The organism is Clostridium folliculivorans (assembly GCF_024341905.1).
In the GTDB taxonomy this organism is placed as follows: domain Bacteria; phylum Bacillota; class Clostridia; order Clostridiales; family Clostridiaceae; genus Clostridium_AR; species Clostridium_AR folliculivorans.
Window position 1 is genome coordinate 68,742 of the sequence record NZ_BQXY01000003.1, and the last position, 19,892, is coordinate 88,633.

Consider the following 19,892-nt stretch of genomic DNA (forward strand, 5'->3'; position numbering starts at 1 on the left):
CTTACTAAAAGGTACTTTTATGGTTTTATAAAAAAATTATATATTTCTATAAAAAGCAGAAAAACACCTTACTTAAGGTGTTTTTGTACTTCTTTTATTATTATTAACACTGCTCCATAACCTTCTAACTTAGCTTGTAAGTTCAAAACAGCACTCTTTTTAGCAAATTTAAACTCTACTTTCGGAAAAGCTGCCTTTAAAAGTATTTCTTTTTCTTCTTTATTTAATCGTACAGGCTTTCCCATATCAAGCCAATAATTATATGATGATCCCACTTCTTCGTCTATAAGATATGATGTAACCCTAGCTGAAGTTGGTATCTTCACAATATTTAATGAGAATTTCTTTTCAGTAGAATTCTTTAAACCTCTAAGCTTTGAATATTTCTTCAATTGAATAAGATTTATGATTTCTTCATTATAGCTATATAGAAGTATTTGATATTCTCCTTCTTTTTTAGTAACTATATACCCATTATCTTTTGCCACTAGAGTATCACCTAACTTATTCAAAAGATAATATGAGTAGAAAGATGCTTTTCTTATCCCCTTGTCATTTACCATACCTGGATACCCAAAGAAAACTTCATTCGTCAAGTAAGGTTGATTGTCTAAAACATCGAAAGCTCTAAGAGCATTTTGCTTACTTTCCTTATTTAATTGATTTTGGATTATAAAAGGCAGCATATACGAGGTATCATATATAGGGTCTACACTTAACTCATCGTTAAATCTATCTTCAATTATTCGAAGCTCGAATTCTTCTTCTATGATTATTCTAGATTTCTTAATATTATCATCCAATGTGCTTTGGGTAAATTGGAAGACAAAATCATTAATATTCAATCCTTCAAGCTTAGAGAAGAAATCTAAAAATGATTTTAAAACATCTAAGAATTCTTGCTGAGTTACATCCTTATCATCTAAAACTATTAAGGGTTTAACACCTATTGTATCTAGGTATTCTAGTACAGTTTCTGTTCTGCTCCAGTTATAAAACTTAACTTTTGGAAATATTCCCATATCTGAAGAAAATACATTTAGAAGCCTTGCATATTCAAATCCAATTTCATATTGAATTTCTTCTAAAATATCTTTATTATCTTCCAACAATAATTCAAAGGCATTTCCTACATTTATTATATCTTTAAAATTCTTTTCAAAAGGACCAAGTTCCTCACTAACATCTATATTAATCTTGTTTATCTTGTCCTCAAAATTAAATCTATCATAATCTTCAAGATAATACATAACGGAATCTATGGCATCTTTTAAATCATAATACTTTATCTTTTTACTTTTTTCTAAGGTTTCTTCATCAACTTTATATTTTTTTCTATAATTTAAAGGTGTAGTTTTATAATAAAACTTAAAGTTTTTGTTATAGTATCTCGTATGTGAAAATCCAACTTCTTCAGATATTTCAGAGATAGGCTTGTCACTATCTAGCAAAAGTTTAACAGATTCCTCTACTCTTGTCAGATTAATAAGTTCAGTAAAGCTATATCCTGTTGAATACTTTATCTCGTGAGAGAGATAGTGAGTACTTAAAAATTCTTTATCAGCAATATCCTGCAAGGTTATATTGTTATTATAATTATTGTAGATATATTTAGATATTCTATGATATCTATCTAACTGTTCATCATTTTCTCTAAGCTCTTCTTGTTCATGCATAAGATAATGAAAATTATTTATAAGATGATATAGAAGATCTACCAATGTATCTTCTATTTCCTCGTCATAATTGTCACTCTTTTGAACTAATTCACAAAGAACTATACTTAAAAAAGTCCTAAGTTCATCATACTCTTCATTTTCCTGCGCACCTTCTTCACTAGAATTTGTGTAGAAAAACATGTTTTTTATATCATTATAATATTTTTCAAAAAAGTATGGATCTATGTGAAATATAAGTACTTTATTATCTTTATCCTTTGAAAAAATGCGATGTGCTTCATCCACATTAATTATCTCTATTTCATTCTCTAGAAGCTCATAAGTTCCTGCATTTATGTTTACAAATACGCTTCCCTTAACTACATATAATATTTCAATATAATTATGCCAATGAAGGGGATATTCCTCTACGGTTACGAAATCTACACTAACCGGTATTCCTGTAGAGAAATCAATATACTCTTTTCTCATAAAAAATCTACTCCTTAAAGATCTACTAAAAAATTATCCTTTGTCTTATGTATATGTATCAGTTATTAATAGGATTTATGTTTTATTTATATTTAAACTGAATAATTGAATATATTTATCATGATATACAGATTGAAATTTAACTATCAAGTTATTGAGCACTTTACTTAAACTTTGAATTATCAAAGTTTAATAAATAATACTTTCATTTAGATTTTACACCGTAATCACTCGAATCATCAATGTATAAAATTGTAAGTTAACTTGATAAATACATTTCATTTGGAACTGGTATAAAGATGAACTACTTCAATACGAAATCTATTTTCAAAACTCCTCTGGGTTCTGAGAGGAGAATTTGAAAATATAAGTTTAATTATGAAGTGGTTCATCTATAGATGTACAAAGCGCTAATAAAGTCGATAAGATATGTATTTTGGGTCATGTCGAAACTTGTATAACTTTAACACAAAAAAATAGTACTACAGAACCATTTTATGATTCACAGAGTACTATTTTATATCTCAATTCTTTATAAAGTTCTCAAAAATAAAAATGACACTTTAATTTCTTTCTACTGTTTAGTTATTTTTCTGTTTATCTTTTTGAGCTATGCTCAAAACTATATCCTTAAATACTGGAGCTGCAGTTGCATTACCATTTTTACCTATGCTACTATTTTGATTGATATACGGAACCATAACCACCAATGAATAGTAGTCCCCATTTAATTTAAAATAACCTGCAAACCATCCGTGATTTTTAGAGTTTTCACCTTCAGCAGTACCAGTTTTACCACCAGTTTCAATGCCATCTATTCTTGCATTATACCCAGTACCCTTGCTTTCAGTTACTACACCTCTCATGTCATCTAAAACAGTTTTAGCTATTTCAGGCTTAATTACTTTCTGAGTATCAGCTGTAAACTTTTTGACAACCGTTCCATCATTTTGAACAAATTCATCTATTATATAAGGCTTATTATAAGTTCCATTATTTGCCGCAGTTGCAACAACAGCAGCCATTTGAAGTGGAGTTACGTTCAAAGTTTGACCCATTGAAACATTACCTATACCATTTTCTTCTTTTGGCTCAACGCCTTTTCCTTCGTATTGAAGATTAAGCACCTTAGAAAATAATCCTTGCTTTTTAGCCATGTCTACTAAAGGTATGAACCCTACTTTGAATCCAATTTTTCTAAACACAGTATTACAAGATTCTAAAAATGCATCATGTGCACTAAGGGTTCCGTGCGCATAGTTCTTACCCTCCTTAAAGCAATACCTTCCATCACATAGAAAAGTGCTGTCTTTGCTTAAATCTCCGTAATTATAAGCTGCCTCTTCTGTTATTATCTTAAAGGTTGATCCTGGCTCAAAACTTTGATTCTGTATCCCAATGGTTATGTTTGGTTGCGACTCATCCTTTTGAGCTAAAGCCTTTACTTTACCAGTTTTAGCTTCTATAAGAGCAATACCAATATTAGGAACATCCTTATACTTATCACTATTCAAAACGGCTCTTATACTGTCTTGCCAGTCTTTATCTAATGTAAGTCTCACATTTACATTAGATGTAGGTGCGGCATAATCCTTTAAAGAATAAATTCCATCACTATTTAATTGATTATACACTGATGGAGTCTTGTTATTTTTTGTATAATCATATATTAAATGTTCTAGTGTCCCTTCTTCTTTCAATTCTTTACCATCAGTTTTGTTTACATCTGAAAGTATATTCTCAATCTTCCAGGCTTCAGTTCTATTTACATTTGATGCTACATAAAAGTAAAGTCCCTTCATGGTTTTAAGCTCTTTTACCTTGTTATAGCTATCTTCACTTACAGTATAGTATATTTTTCCAGTAGTTTTTAGTATGTCTTTATATGAGAAATCTTTAACTTCATTTTTCATAATATAACTTAATGCTAATAGATTTCTGAGATTATTTTCAGTACTATTCAATTTAAAAACCATAGCATCTATAACTATAACATATTTTTTGTTATATGAAAGCAAGTCTTTATTGTTGTCGTCAATCAACGCATATTTGTTATCAGCTGTAGTATCTACTTGTACATTATGACTATATTCTTTTTCTATTGCATTAGGATTATATTCATTGCCTACATAAAAGAGTCTAAATACCAATACAATAAATGAAGCTATTACAAAATCCGCTATTATAATAAATCTTTTCTTAGTTAACATAAAAAACACCCCTCTTGCTGAATTCTAGCCTTTAGAGGAGTGTTTTATTCAAGTTGTTATTTGAAAATTCTATTTAAGTAAAATTTGTTTAATCTTTGCTACTAATATGTCTATAGCTACCTTATTATGTCCACCTTCTGGGATTATCAAGTCAGCATACCTTTTAGTAGGTTCTGTAAATTGTAAATGCATAGGCCTTACTACGCTTAGATATTGGTTTATAACCGATTCAACTGTTCTCTTTCTCTCAGTTATATCCCTTTGCAATCTACGTATTATCCTAACATCAGAATCAGTATCTACATATATTTTAATGTCTAAAAGATCTCTTATTCTACTATCTTCTAAAACTAATATTCCTTCGACAATTATTATATCCTTTGAGTCCACACTTACAGTTTCAGTTACCCTATTGTGAATCGAGAAATCATATTTAGGTTTCTCTATACTCTTTCCTTCTACTAAAGCCTTTAAATGTTCAACTAATAAAGAATTATCAAAAGCATCTGGGTGATCGTAATTTGTTTTCTGTCTATCTTCCATAGATAGATAACTTTGATCCTTATAATAAGAGTCTTGTTCTATCATTGCAATACAAGTTTGATCAAACTTGTTGTATATCTCTTTAGCAATAGTGCTTTTCCCTGAACCAGTTCCTCCAGTAATTCCTATCAAAATTGGTTTTGACATTAGTTGTCCCCCTTACTCTTTATAAGCATATCATTTTCTCTAAGCTCCGTTTCTGAACTTATAGTAAATATCATTTGTGCTCTTGGAGCAACCTCAATCTTATTTCCTAAATGATCTTTCATATCAGATAGACTTACTTCAAACGAATCCCCTTCAGGTCTTAATACTTCAACTACATCATTTTCAAAAACTCTGTTTTTTTGTTCAATAGTTGCAATTTTAGCTTCTTTATCATAACTCTTAACTACACCAACAATATCATAATCTCTCACATATGAAGAAGTTTCGTACACTTGTTTATTCTTTTCACCAAAATAGAATCCTGTGTGATAACTTCTATGACTAACTTTAACAACAGTATCAAGCCATTCTTTTTTAAATTCATAGTTCTCAGGATCTGCCCAATATGCATCAAGAGCTTGCCTATAAGCTTTAACCACTGCTGCAACATAATAAGAACTCTTCATTCTTCCTTCTATCTTAAATGAGTAAATCCCACTCTTCACAAGCTCAGGTATATGTTCTATCATGCATAAATCCTTAGAATTTAATATATATGTACCTTTTTCATCTTCAAATACAGGGAAATACTCTCCTGGTCTTTTTTCTTCAACTAGATAATATTTATATCTACATGGTTGAGCACAAGCACCTCTATTAGAATCTCTTCCTGTCATATAATTGGAAATCAGACATCTTCCTGAATAAGACATACACATAGACCCATGAACAAAAGCCTCTATATCACAATCTTCTGGAATTTTTGAAGTTATGTCTTCTATTTCTTTCATAGAAAGTTCTCTTGCAAGTACTACTCTCTTTGCACCTTGATCATACCAGAACTTTGCTGATCTCCAGTTTACATTGTTAGCTTGGGTACTTATATGGATTTCCATATCAGGAACTACTTCTCTTGCTGTAGCGAATATTGCTAGGTCAGCAACGATTATAGCATCAATTTCTAAATCTCTTAAATTTCTTAAATATTCCTCTAGTCCTGCTAAATCACCATTATGAGGAAAAACATTCATTGTTACATAAACCTTCTTCCCTCTTTCATGTGCATATTTTACACCTTCACTTATTTGTTCATTTGTAAAATTATCAGCAAAGGCTCTTAGATTCAGTTTACTTCCACCTATATATACAGCATCTGCACCAAAATCAATAGCAGTTTTTAATTTTTCAAGACTCCCTGCTGGAGCTAGTATTTCCGGTTTTCTCATTATTTTTACCTCCTCTTTGTCACAGCTATTCCATCTCCCATAGGAATGATAGTTGTGATTAAATTCTTATCTTTGGATATCTCTTCAAGATACTTTCTCATTCTTTTAACTATCGTTATTTTTCTTCTTATAACCAAGTCATTAGAAGCAACCATTCCTCTAAAAAGAACATTATCTGATATTATAATTCCATCTTCAGCTAACAGTCTTAGACAATGAGGTAAAAAGTGATTATAGTGCCCTTTACCAGCATCCATAAAAATCAAATCAAACTTATCATCTAAACCTTCTAATATTTCTAGACAATCACCTTTAACAACTTTAATTTTATCACTAAAATTATACTTTGAAATATTACTCTCTGCAATAGATACCATATTTTCATCACGTTCTATTGATGTTATACTTGCATTTCCATTAGCAGCTTTACTCATAAGGATGGCAGAGTAACCAATTGCAGTTCCTAGTTCTAATATTTTTTTAGGTTTTTTCATAGAAACCATAAACTCTAAAAACTTACCTGCTTCTTTTTGTACTATGGGAACTGAATTTTCTCCTGCATACTTTTCTAACTCATATAGTTCATCTTCGCTGTCTCCAATCAGACCTCTAAGATATTCCTCCATGTAGTCATGTGTAATTCCACTCATAATTTCCTCCAACAAATTTGGTTATAATTAATATCCTAATTCTTTCTTCATCTTTAAAAAATCATTATAATCAGCAGTAAAATAGTGTTCATTATTTTTCTTCAGTAAGTAATATAAGAAGTTAGTATCTTCCGGCTTAACTGCAGCTAAGATTGACTGCTTTCCTGGATTACATATAGGTCCCACTGGTAATCCTTTACTTTTATACGTATTATAAGGAGATTTAACTTCTAAATCCTTAAGGGTTACTATATCTTTATGTTGTCCTATAGCATATAATATTGTTGCATCTAATTGAAGAGGCATATTCTTTTTTAATCTATTATCAATAACTGAAGATATTAAAGGTCTATCAGAATCCACTCTAGCCTCTTTTTCAATCATTGAAGCCTTATTTATTATGTTCTCATAATCAGAATCTGATATTGGTTTATTAGTTTCCTTTTGAACTTCGCTCATAACTTGTTGAAATCTAGCTATCATTGCTATCATTATGTCATCAGATTTATCACTCTTCTTGAAAAAATATGTATCTGGAAATAAATATCCTTCAAGTTGATATCTCTTATCTTTATTTTCTTTTATATACTTAGGCAATGGATATTTTTTTACTGCAGTTAAAAACTCGTCTTTAGTGACAAGGCCACTCTTCTCAACCTTTAATGCAATTTCCTCCACATTCAATCCTTCAGGAATTGTTATTTTAATGTTGTGTCCACCTTCTTTTAGCAAACTAATAATTTTGTCAAGAGAAGTTCCTATTAAAATATCATATGTACCCGGTTGAATTTCTCCACCTAAGTTGTTTTTCTTTATATAGTACTTTGCTGCATATAAACTCTTTAGTGATTTTTCACTGTTTAAATGTTCAAGAACGTCGTAAAGACTTTCTCCTTCTTTTACAACTACACTTACTGTACTTCCCTTTCCTTGGAGAGGGTTATTTATAGCTCTTAAATATTTTATGTAAAAAAATGTTATTGAAATAAGAACTATTAATATAAAGGAAGAAATAAAAATTAAAGGCTTCTTAAAGTTTCTCATAATATCCCCCTGCTTTTAAACCGTATAACCTATTACAAAAGCTATACTAAAAATTAATATGTACAATAATTATATTTTTATATAGTATGTTTAAAACCCTTTATATACAAAAGTAAATAGCCTAATAGGCTATTTACTTAATTATACTATTTTTATGCTAGCAAGCAAATTACTTTCTTCCAGCTCTCTTTCTTTCATTAGAATCTAATAATCTCTTTCTCATTCTAATGTTCTTAGGGGTAACTTCTACAAGTTCGTCAGAATTTATAAATTCTAGACATTCCTCTAGAGAAAGTTTCTTTGCTGGAGTTAATCTTAATGAATCATCAGAACCAGAAGCTCTTGTATTAGATTGATGTTTTCTCTTACAAACGTTAACTTCTATATCTTCCGCTCTTGAACACTCACCACATACCATTCCTGAGTAAACTTCAGTACCAGGTTCTATGAATAAAGTACCTCTTTCTTGAGCATTGAATAATCCATATGCTATTGCATCACCAGCTTCAAAAGCAACTAATGACCCTCTGCTTCTTCCAGGAATATCACCTCTGTATTTATCATAACCTTCAAATACGTGGTTCATTATACCATTACCCTTTGTATCTGTCATGAATTCACTTCTGAATCCTATAAGACCTCTTGCAGGTACTAAGAATTCCAATCTTGTATATCCATTTACTGCTGAAGTCATATTAACCATTTCAGCTTTTCTAGGTCCTAGCTTTTCCATAACAGGTCCCATGAATTCTTCTGGAACATCTATAGTTAAGTACTCAATAGGTTCTACTTTCTTTCCATGCTCTTCTTTAAATATAACGTTTGGCTTAGAAACTTGGAATTCATATCCTTCTCTTCTCATTGTTTCTATAAGTATTGAAAGATGTAGTTCTCCTCTTCCGCTAACTTCAAAACGATCTGGAGAAAGCTCATTTACTCTTAAACTTACATTTGTTTCAAGTTCCTTCATAAGTCTATCTCTTAAATGTCTTGAAGTAACAAAATCACCTTCACGTCCTGCAAATGGTGAGTCATTTACCATGAAGTTCATGTTTAATGTAGGCTCGTCTATATCAACAAATGGTAGTGCTTCTGGATTTTGAGCGTCTGCTATAGTCTCTCCAATATTTACATCAACTATACCACTTAAAGCTATTATATCTCCAAGTGCAGCTTCGTTTGCTTCTTCTCTCTTTAGTCCATTATATGTATAAAGACTTGAGACCTTGTAATTAGATGTTGATCCGTCTTTTCTTACAACAGCAATATTTTGGTTCTTTGCTACACTACCACGAACAACTTTACCTATTACAATCTTACCAACATATTCGCTTGAATCTATTGTTGTAACAAGCATTTGAAGTGGAGCATCCAAATAACCCTTTGGTGGTTCAACATGTTCTATTATAGTGTTGAATAAAGGTTCCATGTTTGTACTTTCATCTTCCATCTCCAGTTTTGCAAAACCTTCTCTAGCTGAAGCGTAAACTATTGGGAAGTCTAACTGCTTATCAGTTGCTCCAAGTTCTAAGAATAATTCAAAAACTTCATCAATAACATCAGTAGGTCTAGCATCTTGTCTGTCTATCTTATTGATTACAACTATTGGATCCAAGCCAAGCTCTAAAGCTTTCTTTAAAACGAATTTAGTCTGTGGCATAGGTCCTTCATAAGAGTCTACAACTAAAAGAACGCTATCAACCATCTTTAGAACTCTTTCAACTTCTCCGCCGAAGTCAGCGTGTCCTGGAGTATCTATTATATTTATCTTAATGTCATTATATGTAACTGCTGTATTCTTTGAAAGTATAGTTATTCCTCTTTCCTTTTCTAGGTCATTGGAGTCCATTACTCTTTCTTCTACTTTTTCATTTGCTCTGAATATATTGCTTTGTCTTAATAGCGCATCAACTAAAGTAGTTTTACCATGGTCAACGTGAGCAATTATTGCTATGTTTCTTATATCATTTCTTGTTATTAATTCCATATTTATCCTCCATTGGTTTTAACCACAAAATAAAATTGGATACCGTTGTATCCAATTTCAACATTTTAATTCTAATATTACTTTCTACAAAAGTCAACTAAAATACTAGGAATTTGGTGTAATTATATCCACACCTATTGCATCATTTAATATTTTTAGTAAATCTTCCCAGATAACAGCGAATTGAGCTTCGTTTTGAAGGTATGCTGCTACAGTAGGATTTATCATTACTACACTTCCAACTTTTTGCATTTTTTCTCTAGTTGCATCAGTTACAGTTCCAGTCTGCATTTGTTCACTATATGCTTCAATTTGAACTTTTCTAAAGTCTTCCACCATTTTTTTTAGTTCTGGACTTTCAGAAATTTTCTTTGAAGCTTCCCTATATGCAACTACTTCTGGAATTTCTTTAAGCTCATTTGCAAATTCATGAGCTTTATCATATATATTAGCCATACTTATTCCCCCACAATTATATTTCCATTATTATTGGTAATATCATAGGTTTTCTCTTAGTTTTCTCATATAAGAAAACTCTTAATTCATTCTTCATGTTTGACTTCATTGTAGCCCAGTCAGAAACTTTATTTTCTTCGCATTGTCTAAGTACTGACTTAACAATTTCCTTTGCCTGATCCATTAAATCTTCTGACTCTCTTACATAAACGAAACCTCTTGAGATTATATCAGGTCCTGCAATTACATTACCACTTTCTCTTTCGATAGTAACAACTACGGTAAGTATACCATCCTGAGATAAATGTTTTCTATCTCTTAGTACTATATTACCTACATCGCCTACACCTAATCCATCAACAAAAACATTTCCTGAAATTACTGTCCCATTTTTTCTTAGATTATCTCTAGTAATTTCAATAACATCTCCATTTTCAGGTATTAAGAAATTCTTAGGTGGTAATCCTAACTTAACAGCAAGTTCACCGTGCTGTTTTAGATGTCTGTACTCTCCGTGAACAGGTATAAAGTACCTAGGTTTTGTTAATGTATGCATAAGCTTTAGTTCTTCTTGACATGCATGACCAGAAACGTGAACCCCTGCAATAGATTCATATATTACCTCTGCACCTTTTTTGAATAATTGATTTACTATTCTCGATACAAATTTTTCGTTTCCAGGTATAGGAGTAGCTGATATTACAACCAAATCTCCCTCTACTATATTTATCTTTTTATGTTCAGACGAAGCCATTCTAGCTAAAGCTGACATTGGCTCTCCCTGACTTCCAGTAGTTATTATCACAAGTTTATCATTTGGATATTTATTAATATTATCTAGAGTTATTAAAACCTCTTTATCAATTTGTAAATATCCAAGTTCAATAGCAACTTGAACAATGTTTTCCATACTTCTTCCTGAAACAGCTACTTTTCTCTCATTCTCTTGAGCTGCAGTTATTATTTGTTGAATTCTATGGATATTAGAAGCAAAAGTTGCAACTAATATTCTTCCCTTTGCCTTTGCGAACATTTTTAAGAAATTATCGCCTACAATGCTCTCAGACATAGTATATCCAGGTCTCTCAACATTGGTACTATCAGCCAACAGCGCAAGTACACCTTTCTTACCAAGTTCTGCGAATCTAGCCAAATCAATTACTTCTCCATCGATTGGAGTATAGTCTATTTTAAAGTCACCAGTATGCAATATAACTCCCATTGGAGTATGGATTGCTATAGCTACCGAATCTGCTATACTGTGGTTTGTCTTAATAAATTCAACCGAAACCGAATCGAGTTTGATAACATCCTTTGGCTTAACTACAATACGTTCTGTAGTACTTAGAAGACCGTGTTCCTTCAATTTGCTTTCAACTATACCTAATGTTAGCTTTGTTCCGTATATAGGTATGTTAAGCTGCTTAAGCACGTAAGGTAATGCACCGATATGATCTTCATGTCCATGTGTTAGAAATATACCTTTAACTTTGTCTTTATTCTTTAGTAGATACGTTATATCTGGAATTACAATATCTATTCCGAACATATCTTCTTCTGGAAATTTTAATCCGCTGTCTATGACGATTATATCATCTTTAAACTCAATGGCAGTCATGTTTTTTCCTATTTCATTTGTGCCACCTAAAGGAATGATTTTCGCCTTTAGTTTTTCACGCTTCATATGTCCCCTCCTTTAGATTTATTTAATTTTTTATTATAAAGCTTTATATGTCTTTATCAACACATTCGCTGCATAAGCCATAAAATTTTACGCTGTGATCCATTATTTTGAAGTCGCATTTTTTTTCAATAAGTTCTTCTAAATCATCAAGTAAATCCGCTTCAACTTCAATTACCTTACCACAGTTATTGCAAACTAAATGATGGTGTCTATGATGCTCATCATCGTGAGCCATTTCATATCTTGCACTTCCATCATTTAAATCAAGTCTATATATTATTCCCATCTCTTCTAAAAGTAAAATAGTTCTATATACAGTAGCTAAGCCTATCTCTGGACAACCTAATTTCACTTCATCATAAATTTCTTCAGCTGTGAGATGCTTGCCTTTATTTAATAGAATAGTATCTACAATTGCTCTTCTTTGTGGAGTCAATTTGTAGCCTTTTTTTTTCAAATCTTCTTTCAATTGATTATAGTCTTTTGATGATACCTGTGACATGCTAAAACCTCTCTTTATTAATTTAAGTCATCGGCAAAAAGGGTTTCATATGCTTCTGCAACCATTGCAAATTCTTCCTCATCTTCCACTGTTATCAAAGCATCATTTCCCTCTTCATCTGTAACGATTTTTAAAGCGATTGCGTCATCTTCTGATCCATCTACTGGAACTACGATTACGTATTCATTTTCTTCAATATCAAGTTTTGTAATAACCTCAAATTCAGTTTCAATTCCATCTTCATCTAGCAATACTATTGTATCAATATTATTTTCCATTAAAAAACACTCCTTCTATATTGTATATTAATTTTATTGATAATGAAAGTCAATTATTGATTTGCCAATCTATCAAGATAACCTTGAAGTATAAATGTGGCAGCAATCTTATCAACTATCTTTTTTCTTTTATTTCTTGATAAATCCGCTTCTAGCATTGCACGATGAGCCGCAACAGTAGTAAGTCTCTCATCCCAAAATTCAATTTTAGGGTTGAATAATTCAACAAGTCGTTTTCCAAAGTCTTGAGCCATTTCGCCTGAGGGACCAATTGTTCCATTCATATTTTTAGGAAGTCCTATAACAATGAGCTCTGCATTGTACTCATCAAAGATTTTCTTCACTTCTTCGAGATCATATCTGAAGTTTTTTCTTCTAATCGTTGTGATTCCTTGAGCAGTAAATCCTAAGGGATCTGATACTGCCACCCCAATAGTTTTTTGTCCAAAATCTAATCCTATTATACGCATCGTTTTCTCCTATAGGGTCTATTAACAATACTTATTTATACGTTTTACTTAAATATATGAATTAAATTACTATTCATTATATATTGTGTAAATAAAATTCATCTTATTAAAGAAGATACATGAATTATTTATGGTTTTATTAAGTTACAGGTATTTTAATATTCTTTGAAAAAATATCTTTAATTAAATATTAATTTCCCCTATTAGTTAAATAATAACCTTCTTAATTAAAAAAAATTCAATTATACCCAAAGTAAAAGCTTGAAAATAAATTTTGTTATATTTTATAACATTAAAGGGTACCCAAATGGGCACCCTCTATTTTATCTCTAGATAAGATTTTATTACCTCTTCAAGAATTTCATCTCTTTCAAGTTTTCTTACCAAAGCCCTTGCACCATTGTAATTTGTGATGTAAGTAGGGTCTCCTGAAATTAAATAACCTACAAGTTGATTTACAGGGTTGTAACCTTTTTCCTTTAAAGAATTATAAACCTCATTCAAGATAGCCTTCGTTAAGTCTTTTTTATTCTTTGTAAAGTCAAATTGCATTGTATGATCTAAATTATTTGCCATAAGTTCGCTGCTTAAAGTGGCAGCTTCACCCCCTTACTGGTTCACATGAAAAAATTATTTAAATATCATATAAATTAGTATTAACCTACTAACAATTGTTTATTCTGTTTTATGTTTAATATAATTATAAATGATATTTATGGAAATGTACACTATTTTACCAATAATTCTACTAACTCATTTACTTTTGCTAAAGCTTCGTTTAGCTTTTCTGGATTCTTACCTCCGGCTTGAGCCATATCTGGTCTTCCGCCGCCGCCACCGCCAGCGATTGTTGCTACTTCTTTTATAATCTTACCACAATGTATTCCTTTTTCTATAGCATCTCTAGTTGCCATAGCTACTAGATTAACTTTTCCGTCAGCTGCACTTCCTAAAACGACTACTCCACTACCAACTTTATTTCTTATCTTATCAGCTAAATCTCTTAGTGAATTTCCATCAAGGCCTTCAACAGTTGAAGCTACAACTTTTACACCTTTAATTTCTTTGGCACTAGCTAAAATATCATCTTCAGAACCTTGAACCATCTTAAGTTTAAGCTCTTGTATTTCTTTTTCCTTTTCTTTTAAGTCAGCAGTTTGTGAATGTAACTTTCTTAAAATATCTTTTTCATTACATTTTAGTGTTGAAGTAACTTCTCTTATTATCTCACTTTTGCTTTCAAAATATTTTATTGCATTGAAGCCAGTTAATGCTTCAATTCTTCTTATTCCAGCTGCAACACCAGTTTCAGAAACTACTTTAAATAATCCAATTTGTCCTGAATTACTTACATGAGTACCTCCACAAAGCTCTTTTGAGAAATCACCTATTGATACTACTCTAACTTCATCACTATATTTATCATCAAATAAAGCCATAGCACCACTGTTCTTTGCTTGATCTATAGTCATAACATCTGTACAAACAGAGTATGCTTCCATTATTTTTTCATTTACTATAGTTTCAACTTTATCTAACTCTTCAGCTGATAATGCTGAGAAATGAGTAAAGTCGAATCTTAGTCTTTCGCTATCTACATATGAACCAGATTGGTTTACATGTTCACCAAGTACTTCTCTTAATGCTTCATGAAGCATATGAGTAGCTGTATGGTTTTTGCATATACTATTTCTTCTGATATTATCGACTTCAAGACTTACAGTATCGTTAACCTTAACAGTACCATAACTAACCTTTATAACATGATAAATCTTTCCACCTGGGTTCTTTTTGCAATCTAAAACTTCCGCTTTAAATCCTTCACCAGTTATTATTCCAGTATCTCCTACCTGACCACCCATTTCAGCATAGAATGGTGTGCTATCAACAACTAAGAAACCTTCTTCACCTTCTGATAACTCTTCTTTAAATTCTGTAGTATCTGAAAGTAAAAGTACTGTTCCATGATGTTTTATTGTTCCATAACCATCAAAGCTTGTGCTTAGAGTTGCTTCTATTTTATTTACAGGAATCTCATCACTGCCCATGTAACTTGTAGTTCCTCTTGCAGCTCTTGCTCTCTCTCTTTGTTCCTTCATTTCCTTATTAAAGCCTTCAAGGTCTACCTTCATGCCCTTTTCTTCAAGTATTTCTTCAGTTAACTCTAATGGGAACCCATAAGTATCATATAATTTGAATACTTTCTCTCCTGAAAGAACCTCTCCTTTAGCAACTTCAAGTTCATTTATATATCCTTTAAGTATATCCATACCGCTGTCTATAGTTTCATTAAATCTTTCTTCTTCTAGTAAAACTACCTTCTTTATATACTGTGCCTTTTCTAAAAGTTCAGGATAACCGCTTGAATAGTTTTCTACAACTGAATCAACTACTTTAGTTAAGAATAGCTCTTTAATGCCCAATAATCTTCCATGTCTTGCAGCTCTTCTTAGTAGTCTTCTTAATACATAACCTCTTCCTTCATTTGAAGGTTGAACTCCATCACATATAAGCATAGTTACACCTTTTACGTGATCAGTTATTATTCTTAGTGAAACATCTTTACTGTCATCCGATTTATATTCTACGTTTGCAATTTTACTTACAGTTCCTAATATGTTTTTAACTGTGTCAATCTCAAAAATATTATCTACGCCTTGCATAATTGTGGTAATTCTCTCAAGACCCATACCTGTATCTATATTAGGATTAGCTAATCTATTATAATTACCATTTTCATCTTTATCAAATTGAGTGAAAACTAGATTCCAGAATTCTACTACCCTATCTTCATCAGCAGCCTTTACAAATTCTTCTACGGAAGCAATCTTCCCGTCACCTCTGTCAAAGTGAATTTCTGTACATGGTCCACATGGTCCAACTCCTATTTCCCAGAAGTTATCATCCTTACCTAGTCTAAAAATTCTACTTGGATCTACATCAGTCTTGGAAGTCCATATATCAAAAGCTTCGTCATCTTCTAGGTATATAGTCACATATAATTTATCTTTAGGTATAGAAAGAGTCTCAGTTATAAATTCCCATGCCCATGGAATTATTTCATTTTTAAAATAATCTCCAAAAGAAAAGTTTCCTAGCATTTCAAAAAAAGTACCATGTCTTGAAGTCTTTCCTACATTCTCTATATCACCAGTTCTTATACACTTTTGACAAGTAGCCACTCTCTTTCTTGGTGGTTCTTCAACTCCCGTAAAATATGGCTTTAAAGGTGCCATACCAGCATTTATTAAAAGTAAGCTCTTATCATTTTTTGGTACTAATGAAAATGATGGCATTACTAAGTGACCTTTACTTTCAAAAAATTTTAGATATGCATCTCTTAATTCGTTTGCTCCCATGTATTTCATATCTTTTCCTCCATTCTTTTTAATACAAATATTTTAAAATTTAGTAAAAAGTCGCTGAAGGGATCTCTTCAGTGAGTTTTTTTGCGCATCTGCCTTTTCTCAACATACATGAAGAAATTCTGGCAGGAGGTAATCCCCTTATTCTTTAGTTGATTATAATTTTTTCTTATAATAAAATATAATCTTCCAAAAACTTATATATTATGATTTCCTAAAGAACAAAAAAAAGCCTTCATCCCAGCAAGGGACGAAAGCTATACTTCCGCGGTACCACCCTAATTATGTACTTAAAAATACATCTCTTAAGAAAAGTGTTCTAAGATAGCCTTCAATAACTATGCTAAGAAGTTTTCACCAACCACTTCTTCTCTTTGTAGCCATAAGTTATTTACTTATTCTCGTCATCACACTACTATTAACTTTATAGGCAAATTATATGATAATGTTCTATCTCTGTCAATATTTACTTAGAAAATCCGCTCAATTTATGGATTAAATTGTTATAAATAACGATTTATAGGCATCCGTTTATCTTTATAAATAATTACTTATATATTTATAGGATTCATAGCTCAACTACTAATTTATACATGCTCGATAATATTTAGAAATCTTGATTATACAACAAGTATAACTTAAGCTCAGATAAGGTATTCCTTTAGTACATATGATAGTCAATATCTTCATAAATCACTTTAATTATAACTCCAATAGGTATTGCTAGTATCATTCCAAAAAACCCACCAATTTTTTCTCCTATTAGTAAAAGTATTATTATTAATAACGGATGCATTTTTATACTTGAAGCCGTTATTTGAGGAGAAATCAAGTTACCTTCAACCTGTTGTATAATAAAAAGTAATATTGTGGCATATACAGCTTTTGTTGGCGACTGAATCAAGGCAACTAAAATCGCAGGTATTGCCCCTATCAAAGGGCCAAAGTATGGTATTATGTTTACAACTGCATTAAAAATTGACAACAAAATAGGAAACTGTATCTTCAAACTTATGAGCACAAAAAATGTAAGCACTCCAATAATCACACATAATACGAATTGACTAAATATATATCTGCCTAAAGCCTTATCTATATCATTTATTATTCTTTTAATAATAGATCTTTTTTTCATAGGGACTAAAAGTAAAAGCTTATTTTCTATGATATTTCCTTCAGCCAAAAAATAGTAACTTACAACCGGAACAACCGCAAGAGAAAGTAGATTTTCACTAAAGTCTACTAAGCTATCAAAAGCCTTCTCAGAAAAATCACTTAATGCTACATTTAATCTTTCGTTAATTTGCACACTTAAAGTATCAAGAATTCCATATTGGCTCATATGCACTTTTGAATTAACCCAGTTTGCTAACCGCTCTACAGAATTCATTATAGTTTCTATATTTGCACCTTCCTTAAAAAGTGAAGGAATTACCCCTACTACTGTAATAACAACAAAGCTGAATACAGCTAAAATGATTACCCCCGCTCCAAACTTCTTATTTATCCTGGTCTTTTCCATACTATACATTAAAAGTGGTTTTAATGTATAGGAAACAATAAAGGAAAAAATTATAATAAAAATAACTTCCCTTATAATCCTTAATTTAATATATAAAACCACAATCAATAGAATTATTACCGATAATATCAAATTGACTATAACTTTTTTACTAGGTTTCTTCATAGCAATCTCCTTTTGTAAAGTTATGGGGCATTGACTTTAATAGTACATTATAGCTTCCATAATACAAAATGAACTTTTCCCCTAGTATGATTTGACTCAGCAATACTATATTCTTTCCTTTTATCAATTTGTTTATAAAACCAGACGATATTATTAGTCCCTTAATGGTATAATCTGACGGATCAATAATTATATCTTCAACTACCCCTACTATCTCACCACATTTATCTACTACATCCATACTTTTTATCTTACAAAAAGGTAGTCCTTGCACCTTACTAAATTTATTAAATATTAAACTTTTGTTTAGCGTTATTATATCCTCAATAAGTATAAAGTTTTCTTTTTTTAACCCTCTTCTATTTACTTCAAACCCTTTAAGCTTTCCATTAAAAAAGTCAATATAAATTTCTTTTATAGATCCTAGCTTTCTGCCTTGTATATTATATACATTCATATATTCGAAGTCTTTAATTCTTTGCATACTCATCACCCTTAAATATTTAAGAGTAGTATTTACCAAAATAATCAAAACAATACCATAATTATGAAGTTGTAGTATATCTTCATAATTTACAAAAGATTTTTAAGATTATACTGACTATCAATATACTTTTCTCTAAATTCATCTTCTAAAAAACTCATAGTTACTAAATCATAATATCTATGATTAAAATACCAACCTTCTCTTTTTATTCCCTCTTTTTTAAATCCTACTTTCTTATATACTTCCACCGCTCTCTCATTAAAATTCAAAGCCTCTAGCTCGATTCTATGGAGATTTAGCATGCCGAAACCATAATGTAATGCTAATATTAACGCTTCAGTTCCATATCCTTTGTTAAAATCCCCTTTCTTAAATATACAAATTCTAAGATTGCTACTTCTATTATTTCTATAGATATCATTTATCACTACTTCTCCAACTATCTTTTTTGTACTCTTTGAGAATATAATAAAATCTATTCTTGTACTATCTAAAGATATATTCTGTAAATAACTTTCTACGTTTGTTTTATTAAACACTTGTTGTGTTCCAGTAAAAATAGTTGATTCTATATCACCTTCATTAAAGGCTTTCCAATAGTCATCTTCATATTCTTTTCCAAGCTTTTTTAGGAACACCTTTTCTCCACTAAGTTCCAATAACTCTTTAACATCAATACTCTTTTTAATCATATTCCATCTTCCTATCTATTTATAAAATTTGTATCAAATTTATTGAATTAAATAATATCCTTGTTATTTTTTGTACATATTCCTTTCCCAAATATGCATAAGTAAAGTTTTTCATGTAAGTAGACTTTATTTTTACTAATATTAGTAAGTTGTAAGTCATATTAGCTAATTTTTTATACTTTACTAAAAAAGAAAAAGTACTATAAGTAAAATTACATTACTTATGATACTTTCAATAATTTAGTTTAATTAAATTGTATAACACTAACAAAGCGAGCTCAATCTCATCTATAATTCTGCACGAATTTTGAGCA

Annotated in this window: 17 protein-coding genes and 1 other annotated feature; all 17 genes read right to left on the reverse strand. The window is 30.9% G+C overall.

The features are described 5' to 3' along the window. Positions 1 to 68 precede the first annotated feature (68 nt). Positions 69 to 2,150, reverse strand: a complete 2,082-nt coding sequence (locus OCU55_RS10500) for an AraC family transcriptional regulator (RefSeq protein ID WP_261852271.1) — start codon at positions 2,148 to 2,150, stop codon at positions 69 to 71. 581 nt (positions 2,151 to 2,731) lie between these two features. Further along, positions 2,732 to 4,360, reverse strand: coding sequence for a penicillin-binding transpeptidase domain-containing protein (locus OCU55_RS10505; protein WP_261852272.1), 1,629 nt, complete (start codon positions 4,358 to 4,360; stop codon positions 2,732 to 2,734). Between the two features lie 69 nt (positions 4,361 to 4,429). Continuing rightward, entirely contained in the window at positions 4,430 to 5,050 is a 621-nt protein-coding gene (gene udk / locus OCU55_RS10510) for a uridine kinase (RefSeq protein ID WP_261852273.1), read from the reverse strand. Then, a complete protein-coding gene (locus OCU55_RS10515; RefSeq protein WP_261852274.1) occupies positions 5,050 to 6,276 on the reverse strand; it encodes a peptidase U32 family protein in 1,227 nt (408 codons plus the stop codon). The genes udk and OCU55_RS10515 overlap by 1 nt, the downstream gene beginning before the upstream one ends. A gap of 5 nt (positions 6,277 to 6,281) precedes the next feature. Continuing rightward, a complete protein-coding gene (locus OCU55_RS10520; RefSeq protein WP_261852275.1) occupies positions 6,282 to 6,926 on the reverse strand; it encodes an O-methyltransferase in 645 nt (214 codons plus the stop codon). Between the two features lie 27 nt (positions 6,927 to 6,953). Continuing rightward, complete coding sequence (gene mltG, locus OCU55_RS10525; RefSeq protein WP_261852276.1) at positions 6,954 to 7,970, reverse strand: endolytic transglycosylase MltG; 1,017 nt, start codon at positions 7,968 to 7,970, stop codon at positions 6,954 to 6,956. A 169-nt stretch (positions 7,971 to 8,139) separates the two neighbouring features. After that, a complete protein-coding gene (gene typA / locus OCU55_RS10530) occupies positions 8,140 to 9,957 on the reverse strand; it encodes a translational GTPase TypA (RefSeq protein ID WP_261852277.1) in 1,818 nt (605 codons plus the stop codon). 105 nt (positions 9,958 to 10,062) lie between these two features. Then, positions 10,063 to 10,413, reverse strand: a complete 351-nt coding sequence (locus OCU55_RS10535) for a YlbF family regulator (protein WP_261852278.1) — start codon at positions 10,411 to 10,413, stop codon at positions 10,063 to 10,065. Between the two features lie 16 nt (positions 10,414 to 10,429). After that, a complete protein-coding gene (locus OCU55_RS10540) occupies positions 10,430 to 12,097 on the reverse strand; it encodes a ribonuclease J (protein ID WP_261852279.1) in 1,668 nt (555 codons plus the stop codon). A 43-nt stretch (positions 12,098 to 12,140) separates the two neighbouring features. After that, a complete protein-coding gene (locus OCU55_RS10545) occupies positions 12,141 to 12,599 on the reverse strand; it encodes a Fur family transcriptional regulator (RefSeq protein ID WP_261852280.1) in 459 nt (152 codons plus the stop codon). Positions 12,600 to 12,616: 17 nt separating this feature from the next. Continuing rightward, positions 12,617 to 12,877, reverse strand: coding sequence for a DUF1292 domain-containing protein (locus OCU55_RS10550; protein ID WP_261852281.1), 261 nt, complete (start codon positions 12,875 to 12,877; stop codon positions 12,617 to 12,619). 53 nt (positions 12,878 to 12,930) lie between these two features. Beyond that, positions 12,931 to 13,347 carry a Holliday junction resolvase RuvX gene (gene ruvX / locus OCU55_RS10555; RefSeq protein ID WP_261852282.1) on the reverse strand — a complete coding sequence of 139 codons (417 nt, stop codon included), beginning with the start codon at positions 13,345 to 13,347 and terminating at the stop codon, positions 12,931 to 12,933. Between the two features lie 318 nt (positions 13,348 to 13,665). Further along, positions 13,666 to 13,923: an IreB family regulatory phosphoprotein gene (locus OCU55_RS10560; RefSeq protein WP_183276796.1), complete on the reverse strand. Its 258-nt coding sequence runs from the start codon at positions 13,921 to 13,923 to the stop codon at positions 13,666 to 13,668. 152 nt (positions 13,924 to 14,075) lie between these two features. Next, entirely contained in the window at positions 14,076 to 16,715 is a 2,640-nt protein-coding gene (alaS, locus tag OCU55_RS10565) for an alanine--tRNA ligase (RefSeq protein ID WP_261852283.1), read from the reverse strand. A 240-nt stretch (positions 16,716 to 16,955) separates the two neighbouring features. Then, positions 16,956 to 17,129: a binding site (T-box leader), on the reverse strand. Positions 17,130 to 17,373: 244 nt separating this feature from the next. Then, positions 17,374 to 18,399, reverse strand: a complete 1,026-nt coding sequence (locus OCU55_RS10570) for an AI-2E family transporter (RefSeq protein WP_261852284.1) — start codon at positions 18,397 to 18,399, stop codon at positions 17,374 to 17,376. Further along, on the reverse strand, positions 18,386 to 18,883 hold the full coding sequence (locus OCU55_RS10575) for a PRC-barrel domain-containing protein (RefSeq protein ID WP_261852285.1): 498 nt from the start codon (positions 18,881 to 18,883) through the stop codon (positions 18,386 to 18,388). The genes OCU55_RS10570 and OCU55_RS10575 overlap by 14 nt, the downstream gene beginning before the upstream one ends. An 89-nt stretch (positions 18,884 to 18,972) precedes the next feature. After that, on the reverse strand, positions 18,973 to 19,578 hold the full coding sequence (locus OCU55_RS10580) for a GNAT family N-acetyltransferase (RefSeq protein ID WP_261852286.1): 606 nt from the start codon (positions 19,576 to 19,578) through the stop codon (positions 18,973 to 18,975). Between the last annotated feature and the right edge of the window lie 314 nt (positions 19,579 to 19,892).

Excerpts from the sequence above, each read along its gene's own strand:
- OCU55_RS10575 (WP_261852285.1), bottom strand. The coding sequence starts at position 18,883 with ATGCAAAGAATTAAAGACTTCGAATATATGAATGTATATAATATACAA.
- OCU55_RS10505 (WP_261852272.1), bottom strand. The coding sequence starts at position 4,360 with ATGTTAACTAAGAAAAGATTTATTATAATAGCGGATTTTGTAATAGCT.
- ruvX (WP_261852282.1), bottom strand. The coding sequence starts at position 13,347 with ATGCGTATAATAGGATTAGATTTTGGACAAAAAACTATTGGGGTGGCA.
- OCU55_RS10545 (WP_261852280.1), bottom strand. The coding sequence starts at position 12,599 with ATGTCACAGGTATCATCAAAAGACTATAATCAATTGAAAGAAGATTTG.
- mltG (WP_261852276.1), bottom strand. The coding sequence starts at position 7,970 with ATGAGAAACTTTAAGAAGCCTTTAATTTTTATTTCTTCCTTTATATTA.
- typA (WP_261852277.1), bottom strand. The coding sequence starts at position 9,957 with ATGGAATTAATAACAAGAAATGATATAAGAAACATAGCAATAATTGCT.
- alaS (WP_261852283.1), bottom strand. The coding sequence starts at position 16,715 with ATGAAATACATGGGAGCAAACGAATTAAGAGATGCATATCTAAAATTT.
- OCU55_RS10580 (WP_261852286.1), bottom strand. The coding sequence starts at position 19,578 with ATGATTAAAAAGAGTATTGATGTTAAAGAGTTATTGGAACTTAGTGGA.
- OCU55_RS10535 (WP_261852278.1), bottom strand. The coding sequence starts at position 10,413 with ATGGCTAATATATATGATAAAGCTCATGAATTTGCAAATGAGCTTAAA.
- OCU55_RS10560 (WP_183276796.1), bottom strand. The coding sequence starts at position 13,923 with ATGGCAAATAATTTAGATCATACAATGCAATTTGACTTTACAAAGAAT.
- OCU55_RS10570 (WP_261852284.1), bottom strand. The coding sequence starts at position 18,399 with ATGAAGAAACCTAGTAAAAAAGTTATAGTCAATTTGATATTATCGGTA.
- OCU55_RS10540 (WP_261852279.1), bottom strand. The coding sequence starts at position 12,097 with ATGAAGCGTGAAAAACTAAAGGCGAAAATCATTCCTTTAGGTGGCACA.
- OCU55_RS10500 (WP_261852271.1), bottom strand. The coding sequence starts at position 2,150 with ATGAGAAAAGAGTATATTGATTTCTCTACAGGAATACCGGTTAGTGTA.
- OCU55_RS10550 (WP_261852281.1), bottom strand. The coding sequence starts at position 12,877 with ATGGAAAATAATATTGATACAATAGTATTGCTAGATGAAGATGGAATT.
- udk (WP_261852273.1), bottom strand. The coding sequence starts at position 5,050 with ATGTCAAAACCAATTTTGATAGGAATTACTGGAGGAACTGGTTCAGGG.
- OCU55_RS10515 (WP_261852274.1), bottom strand. The coding sequence starts at position 6,276 with ATGAGAAAACCGGAAATACTAGCTCCAGCAGGGAGTCTTGAAAAATTA.
- OCU55_RS10520 (WP_261852275.1), bottom strand. The coding sequence starts at position 6,926 with ATGAGTGGAATTACACATGACTACATGGAGGAATATCTTAGAGGTCTG.